The following is a 7,829-nucleotide window of genomic DNA, read 5'->3' as shown; positions in this document are numbered from 1 at the left end:
CCGCCACACCGGCCGTCGCCAGCGTCGAGCGCGAGCCGACCTGGGATGACCTGCCGGCCGAAGTGATCTACGAAACCGGCGCCGAGGCCACCGCCCCGGCTGCGGATGATGCGGCGCTGGAAGCCGCCTTCGAGGCCGCCGCCACACCGGCCGTCGCCAGCGTCGAGCGCGAGCCGACCTGGGATGACCTGCCACCCGAGGTGGTCCATGAAACCGCACCGGCTCCGGCGGCGGAAAAGAGCGGCCCGGAACCGACCTGGGACGATCTGCCGGACGAGGTGATCTACGAGACCGACCCGGGCGACAGCCATCGGCTCGCGCATACCGACAGCCCAGGCCTGCAGGCGGCATTCGAAGCCGCAGCGGACGGCGAGGACGTTCCCACGCCCCCGCCAGCGGTAGTGGCAGCGCCGGTGGTACCTCCTGCCCCGCGCCCCGCCCCTGCACCGAGTGCGCGGGCTGCGGTCGCGCCGCCACCGCGCGTGGCCGTGGATGCCCCCGCAGGCAACCGCCCCGGCAGCTGGCAGGAACTGCAGGCGCAGGCCCATCAGCCGGCCAGCAGCCCACACCCGCAGCAGCGCCGCGCCGGTGAGCGCACGTCGCGCTGGCTGCGCCTGCGCTGCGGCACCCAGGCCTATGCACTGGAACTGCTGAAGGTGCAGGAAGTGGTGCTGCCGGTCCCGCTGCTGCCACTGCGCGGCACCGCGCCGGCGATGCTCGGCATCATGAACCTGCGCGGCCAGGTGGTCCCGGTGATGGATCTCGGCCTGCATCTGGGTGCAGCTGCGGCTGAAGACGACTCGCAGACCCGCATCGTGGTGCTGGAAGAAGACGGCGAAACCATCGGCCTGCGCGTATCGGCCGTAGAGGATGTCGCCAACCTCACCGATTCGCAGATCGAACCGCCCGATACCGCACGCATCTGCCAGATCTCCAACGACCTGTTCCGCGGCGTCGCCCGGGTCAGCCAGCGCCCGATGATCCTGCTGGACGCCACCCGCCTGCTGAACTGAGCGAAAAAGGGGACGGAGGGGATTAAGTCGCAAACGCCCCTGCCCTGCGATCGGCCTGACATCAGCTGGGTCGGCGTTTTGCGCCGACGCGTTGCCTGTCGGGGACGCAAGGGCCTGGGTCGGCGTTTTGCGCCGACGCGTTGCCTGTCGGGGACGCAAGGAATTGATCCGTTGGATCAACACCTTACGTCCCCACTGCGCGGTCGCCGTTAGCGAGGGTGGCTGCGGGAGAGCCTGGTTGAATGCGACTTAATCCCCTCCGTCCCCTTTTCAATGGCAACCGCGCAGGGGGGACGGCAGGTGCCGATGCGCAGCAGCGGCATCTCCCGTCTCCCAGCAGCACCGCATCGACGCGCGGCGTCGATTCTTCTAAAGAACCCCGCTGGGGTGCCGTTATGGATCACGGAACCGTTTGTCCGGAGCAACGATGAACACTGTCGAACTGGGTGAGGATCTCGGCATCGAGAGCAGCACCGAGCTCAAGAACCGCCTCGCCCCCCTTGTGGCGCAGGCAGGCGAGCTGACCCTGGATGCAAGCCAGGTCGCCCGCATCCACACGGCCGCCGTGCAGGTGCTGTGTGCATTCGTGCAGGCCCGCCGTGAGGCAGGCCTGGGCACCGGCTTCCACGGTTGCACCGCAACCTTCCGTGACGCCGCGCGCCTGCTGGGCGTCACCCAGGCCCTGGGCCTGGACGTAACCCATGACAACCTGAAATCTGTGGAGAACGCTGCATGAGCGCACGTATCTTGGTGGTGGACGATTCGGCGTCGATGCGCCAGATGGTTTCCTTCGCCCTCACCTCGGCTGGATTTGCCGTCGAAGAAGCCGAAGACGGCGCGGTCGCGCTCGGTCGCGCCAAGGGCCAGCGCTTCAATGCGGTGGTCACCGACGTCAACATGCCGAACATGGACGGCATCGCGCTGATCCGCGAACTGCGCCAGCTGCCGGACTACAAGTTCACCCCGCTGCTGATGCTGACCACCGAATCGGCCGCCGACAAGAAGTCCGAAGGCAAGGCCGCCGGCGCAACCGGTTGGCTGGTCAAGCCGTTCAATCCGGAACAGCTGGTCGCCACCGTGCAGAAAGTGCTGGGCTGATCGCCCGCCACCGCTCCCCCACTTCGCTTCCGGACCACCACTGCCATGAGCATGGACCTGCAACGCTTCCACGCCACCTTCTTCGAGGAGAGCCGCGAAGGCCTCGACGCGATGGAGGCTGGCCTGCTGGCCCTGGAATCGGGGCAGCAGGACGCGGAGATCATCAACTCGGTGTTCCGCGCCGCCCACTCGATCAAGGGCGGCGCCGGCACCTTCGGCTTCGATGCGATCGCCGGCCTGACCCACGTGCTGGAAACGCTGCTCGATGAGCTGCGTGCCGGCAAGCGGGCGCTGGAAGGCCACGCCGTCGATGCCATGCTGTCCTCGGTGGACGTGCTGCGCGCCCTGCTGCGCGAGGCCGAGCATGGCCAGGCCGCCGACCCCGCCGCCGTGTCTGCGGTGAAGGCGCGCCTGGAAGCCGTGCTTTCCGGCCAGGCCGCAGCCAGTGCGCCCGCTGCCGTTGCCGCCAAGGTCGACGACACCCCGGAAGCCTGGCAGATCGGTTTCACCCCGGCGCCGTCGCTGTTCATGAGCGGCAACGATCCGCTGCGCATCATCCGCGAACTGGAACACCTGGGTTCGCTGCAGGTGGCCGCGCGCATGGAACGCCTGCCCGGCTTCGCCCAGCTCGACCCGCTCGAAGCCCATCTGGCGTGGGACCTGGGCCTGGTCGGCAAGGTGCCGCGCAGCAAGATCGAAGACACCTTTGCCTGGGTGCTGGACGACTGCGAGCTGGACATCCGTCCGGCTGCGCCGCCGAGCCTGGCGACCCAGGCACCCGCCACAGCCGCCCCTTCCACGCCTGCTGCCGCGGCACCGGCCGCTCCCGCTGCCGCCGCCAGTGGTGGTGCCAGCCAGGAAGCCGAGACCTCGATCCGGGTCAGCGTCGACAAGGTCGATGCGCTGATCAACCTGGTCGGCGAACTGGTCATTACCCAGGCCATGCTCAAGCAGGTCTCGCACGCGCTGGACCCGGTCCACGCCGAGAGCCTGTTCGCCGGCCTGGACCAGCTTGAACGCAATACCCGCGACCTGCAGGAAGCGGTGATCGGCGTGCGCATGCTGCCGGTCGATGCGGTGTTCCGCCGCTTCCCGCGCCTGGTCCGCGACCTCTCCAGCCGCCTCGGCAAGCAGGTGCGCCTGCGTACCGTCGGCGAAGGCACCGAGCTGGACAAGGGTCTGATCGAAAAGATCGCCGATCCGCTGGTGCACCTGGTGCGCAACTCGATCGACCACGGCCTGGAAATGCCCGACGTGCGTCGTGGCGCCGGCAAGGACGAAACCGGCACGATCACCCTGGCGGCTTCACACCAGGGCGGGCACATCGTCATTGAAGTCAGTGATGACGGCCGCGGCCTGGATCGCGCCAAGATCCTGGCCAAGGCCACCGAGCGCGGCCTGGCCGTGCCGGACAACCCGACCGATTCGCAGGTCTGGGACCTGATCTTCCAGCCCGGCTTCTCCACCGCCGATGCGGTCACCGATCTGTCCGGCCGTGGCGTCGGCATGGACGTGGTCCGCCGCAACATCCAGGCGCTGGGCGGCGAGGTGCAGATCGAAAGCAGCCTCGGCGCCGGCACCCGCACGCTGATCCGCCTGCCACTGACCCTGGCCATCCTCGATGGCATGACCGTGGCGGTCGCCGGCGAAACGCTGATCCTGCCGCTGGCCTACGTGCTGGAAGCACTGCAGCCGCAGGCCGAGGACATCCGCAGCATGGCCGGCGAAGGCCGCGTACTGCGCGTCCGCGGCGAGTACCTGCCAATCCTGTCGCTGAGCGAGTACTACGGCTACGGCAACCGCGCACCGGGCAGCGAATCGCTGGTGGTGGTGGTCGAGGGCGACGGCCAGAAGATCGCGCTGGAAGTGGATGAGCTGGTCGGCCAGCAGCAGGTGGTGGTGAAGAACATCGAGAACAACTACCGCCGCATCGGCGGGGTGTCCGGTGCCACCATCCTGGGCGATGGCCGCGTCGCACTGATCGTCGACATCGGCGGTCTGGTGCGCTCCCTGCGGATGCCGCAGGCCGCCTGATCCACCACGCAGGTTGCATGCAACCGCCGCCCTCCGGGGCGGCGGTTTTTGTTTGCGCGCGCGCCGCGCAGAGGGTCAGATCCCTTTCCTGCAGAAAGGGATCTGACCCCACCTCTTCTGTGAACTCCGTTGCCACGATGGTTGCGGGTGGAACCACGTCACGCAAGCGAAAGCCCCGCCACTGCGGCACTTTCGCGCGTACGCCCCTACGCAACCGAATGTGATCTGCGTCCATAAAGTCCGCCCAGAACGCGCCGTTATCCCGCAATGACGGCCGTCACCGAACCCCCACCGGGCACCACCGTTCGCTCTGCAACCACCCCCAGCCGGCGCAATCACGCCGGCACCCTGCCCACCTGGAGCACCCTGCATGAAGTGGTTCCAAGATCTGCCCATCGCCCGCAAGCTGGCCGTGGGGTTCACCCTCACCACGTTGATGACCCTGGTTCTCGGCGCCTTCGCCCTGTTGCGCCTGAGCGAGGCCAACAAGCAGCTGGGCGAGATGGCCGGCAACGACATTCCGTCGGTGCAGCACCTCGGCGAAGCGCGCTCGCAGCTCGGTGAATTCCGCACCTACGAGCTGGCCTTGCTGAGCATGCTCGACCAGCCGGACAAGGTGACCGACTACAACAAGCGCATGGACGACACCGCCAAGACCGTGCACGACGAACTGGCAGCCTATGCAGCGCTGCCGGCACTGGCCAAGGAACGTGAACTGTATCGTGCGGCCAACGTGCAGCTGGAGCGCTACTTCGCCGCCAACAAGGCGATGCGCGCGGCGGTTGCCGCCGGCGACGGCGCGCTGGCGCAGCAGATCTCCGATGAGCAGTCGCGCCCGGCCCGCCGCGACCTGTTCGCCGCGATGAAGACGCTTGGCACCCACATCGCCGGCCTGATGGACAGCAAGATTGCCGACGCCAACGCCACCCACCGCACCAGCATGATCGCCATCATCGGCTGCATCGTGCTGCTGTCGCTGGTCGCGGCGGCGCTGGCCGTGGTCATCTCGCGCGCCGTCACCGGCCCGCTCGGCAAGGCGGTACATGCCATCCAGGCCGTGGCCCGTGGCGACCTGAGTGTCAGCACCCAGGCCACCAGCAAGGACGAGGCGGGCAAGATGCTGGCCGCCACCACCGAGATGACCGCGATGCTGCGCCGCTTCTCCGAGCAGACCCAGCTGATGGCACAGATGCATGCCGGCCCGGACATCAGCCATCGCATTCCGGAAGACTTCCCGGGTGTCTATGGCCAGCTGGCCGGCGGCATCAACACGGTGATCTTCGAGCACCTCGATGCAATCCGCGATGCCATCGACGTGCTCAACCAGTACGCCATCGGCAACCTCGCCCCGGATGCGCGCCGCCTGCCGGGCAGCCGCGCGATCCTGCACGAATCGATGGATGCAGCCAAGGCCAGCCTGCTGGCGATCAACACCCAGATCCAGCAGCTGGCGGCAGCGGCGGCGGCCGGCGACTTCAGCCAGCGCGGCGACGCACAGCGGTTCCAGCACGACTTCAGGCTGATGATCGAGCACCTGAACACCATGATGCAGGTCGCCGATGGCAACCTGGGCCAGCTGTCGCAGCTGCTGCAGTCGATCGCCGCCGGTGACCTGACCGCGCGCATGGAAGGCCAGTTCAACGGCGTGTTCGCGCGCATGCGTGATGATGCCAACACCACCGTCGCGCAGCTGACCCAGATTGTCGGCCAGATCCAGGCCAGCGCCTCCAGCATCACCCTCGCCGCCGGTGAGATCGCGTCGGGCAACAGTGACCTGTCGCGCCGAACCGAGCAGCAGGCCGCCAACCTGGAAGAAACCGCCGCCTCGATGGAGGAACTGACCTCCACCGTGCGCCAGAACGCCGAACATGCCCGCCAGGCCAACCAGCTGGCGATCGGCGCGCATGGCGTGGCCTCGCAGGGCGGCGAAGTGGTCGGCCAGGTGGTCACCACCATGTCGGCCATCCAGGCCTCGTCGAAGAAGATCGCCGAGATCATCTCGGTCATCGACGGCATCGCCTTCCAGACCAACATCCTGGCGCTGAACGCGGCGGTGGAAGCCGCCCGCGCCGGCGAACAGGGCCGCGGCTTCGCCGTGGTCGCCAGCGAAGTGCGCACCCTGGCGCAGCGCTCGGCCGCCGCCGCCAAGGAGATCAAGGGCCTGATCGACGATTCGGTCGGCAAGGTCGCCGAAGGCTCCAGCCTGGTGCACCAGGCCGGCAGCACCATGGGCGAGATCGTCGCCTCGGTGCAACGCGTGACCGACATCATGGCCGAGATCTCCGCTGCCTCGCAGGAACAGTCGGCCGGCATCGAACAGGTCAACCAGACCGTGGTGCAGATGGACGAAACCACCCAGCAGAACGCTGCGCTGGTGGAAGAAGCCACCGCCGCCGCACGCGCGATGGAAGACCAGGCGGTGCAGCTGGGCGAAGCCGTCGCCCGCTTCCGCCTGGCATCGCAGGGCGTGACCGCCGCACCGACGCGCCTGACACCCGCACCGCTGCCGCGCCAGCTGGCGGCCGCCGCACCGGCAGCCAGGACCGCACCGGCACGTGCACTGCGCACGTCGGCGGCACAGCCGGCGCTTGCCGCGGACGGTGACTGGCAGGAGTTCTGAGGCCGCTGGCAACGAGCCCTGGCGTCGCGCTGGGGTCAGAGCCGTCTTGAGGAAGAGGGATCTGACCCCGCGGGTGCCCCTCATGCGTGGAAAGTGATGTAATTCTCACTTCATAATCCGGTGCAGAGGCCGATATCCCCATCGAGCCTCGCACCAACGCGTGCTGGCGCCCGCCCCTGACCACAGATTCCATGTCCGACGGCCACGACACTGAACTGCACGATGTCCACGCGGCTGATGCCGCTGACGAACGTTTCCTGGTCCGCAACCCGCGCCAGCTGCGCCAACTGCTGCGCTCGCTGATCGACCAGCGATCGCTGATCAACGCGCACATCGACGGCCGCGACCGCTCATTCCCGACCGCCCTGCTTGACCTGGACGAGGACGACGACTTCCTGCTGCTCGACGGCAGCCCGCAGGAAGCGTCCAACCGCGCTGCCGAACAGGCCGATCACCTGCTCTGCTTTGCCCAGCTCGAACGCGTGCTGGTGCGGTTCCGCCTGCACGAGCTGCAGCGCGTGGACAATGACGGCCACGTTGCCTTCCGTGCCCCGCTGCCGGACGAAATGGTGCACCTGCAGCGCCGCGAGCTGTACCGGCTGGAGACCCCGGTCACCGACTCGCCGCAGCTGCTGCTGCCTCCCGGCGAGGCCCGCGCCGAAGCGGTTTCGATGCGCGTGGTGGACATCAGCGGCGGCGGCCTGGCCGTGGTTGTTCCCAACGACTGTGCCGTGTTCAGCCTGCAGAAGCGCTATCCGGCGCAGCTGTCGCTGCCCGACGGCCCTGACCTGGACATCGAACTGGTGGTCTGCAACCTGCTGCCGCAGCGCCAGCCCAATGGCATCGAGGTCAAGCGTGTGGGCATGCGCTTCGAAAGCCTGCCGCGCGGTGCCGACAGCGCGATCCAGCGCTACATCTTCCGCATCGACCGCCAGCGCAAGGCCCGCCGCAACGGCGAGATGTAAGGTAGTGCCGGCCGCCGGCCGGCAACCCTGCATTCCCCCGGCGTCTCCCCCGGGGTCAGATCCCTTTTCTGCACCTCCCCCGGGGTCAGATCCCTTTTC

General features: G+C 68.0%; 6 protein-coding genes. All 6 read left to right on the top strand.

Features of this window, described 5'->3' with window-relative positions:
* Nucleotides 1–1,013: chemotaxis protein CheW (locus tag Q0P60_RS20480; RefSeq protein WP_294997431.1), on the top strand; the 1,013-nt coding region annotated here is incomplete at its 5' end.
* Between the two features lie 427 nt (nt 1,014–1,440).
* Entirely contained in the window at nt 1,441–1,749 is a 309-nt protein-coding gene (locus Q0P60_RS20475; RefSeq protein WP_294997430.1) for an STAS domain-containing protein, read from the top strand.
* Nucleotides 1,746–2,111: a response regulator gene (locus Q0P60_RS20470; protein WP_005409521.1), complete on the top strand. Its 366-nt coding sequence runs from the start codon at nt 1,746–1,748 to the stop codon at nt 2,109–2,111. The genes Q0P60_RS20475 and Q0P60_RS20470 overlap by 4 nt, the downstream gene beginning before the upstream one ends.
* Nucleotides 2,112–2,156: 45 nt before the next feature.
* The gene (locus Q0P60_RS20465) at nt 2,157–4,145 is read left to right on the top strand and encodes a chemotaxis protein CheA (RefSeq protein ID WP_294997429.1); all 1,989 of its coding nucleotides are present in this window, start codon (nt 2,157–2,159) and stop codon (nt 4,143–4,145) included.
* A gap of 370 nt (nt 4,146–4,515) precedes the next feature.
* Complete coding sequence (locus Q0P60_RS20460) at nt 4,516–6,765, top strand: methyl-accepting chemotaxis protein (RefSeq protein WP_294997428.1); 2,250 nt, start codon at nt 4,516–4,518, stop codon at nt 6,763–6,765.
* 191 nt (nt 6,766–6,956) lie between these two features.
* Nucleotides 6,957–7,730, top strand: a complete 774-nt coding sequence (locus tag Q0P60_RS20455; RefSeq protein WP_294997427.1) for a flagellar brake protein — start codon at nt 6,957–6,959, stop codon at nt 7,728–7,730.
* Nucleotides 7,731–7,829 lie beyond the last annotated feature (99 nt).

It is taken from the genome of uncultured Stenotrophomonas sp., from assembly GCF_945952405.1.
Taxonomy (GTDB): domain Bacteria; phylum Pseudomonadota; class Gammaproteobacteria; order Xanthomonadales; family Xanthomonadaceae; genus Stenotrophomonas.
Note: the sequence above shows the minus strand (reverse complement) of the source record. Positions and strands in the feature narration are given on the sequence as shown.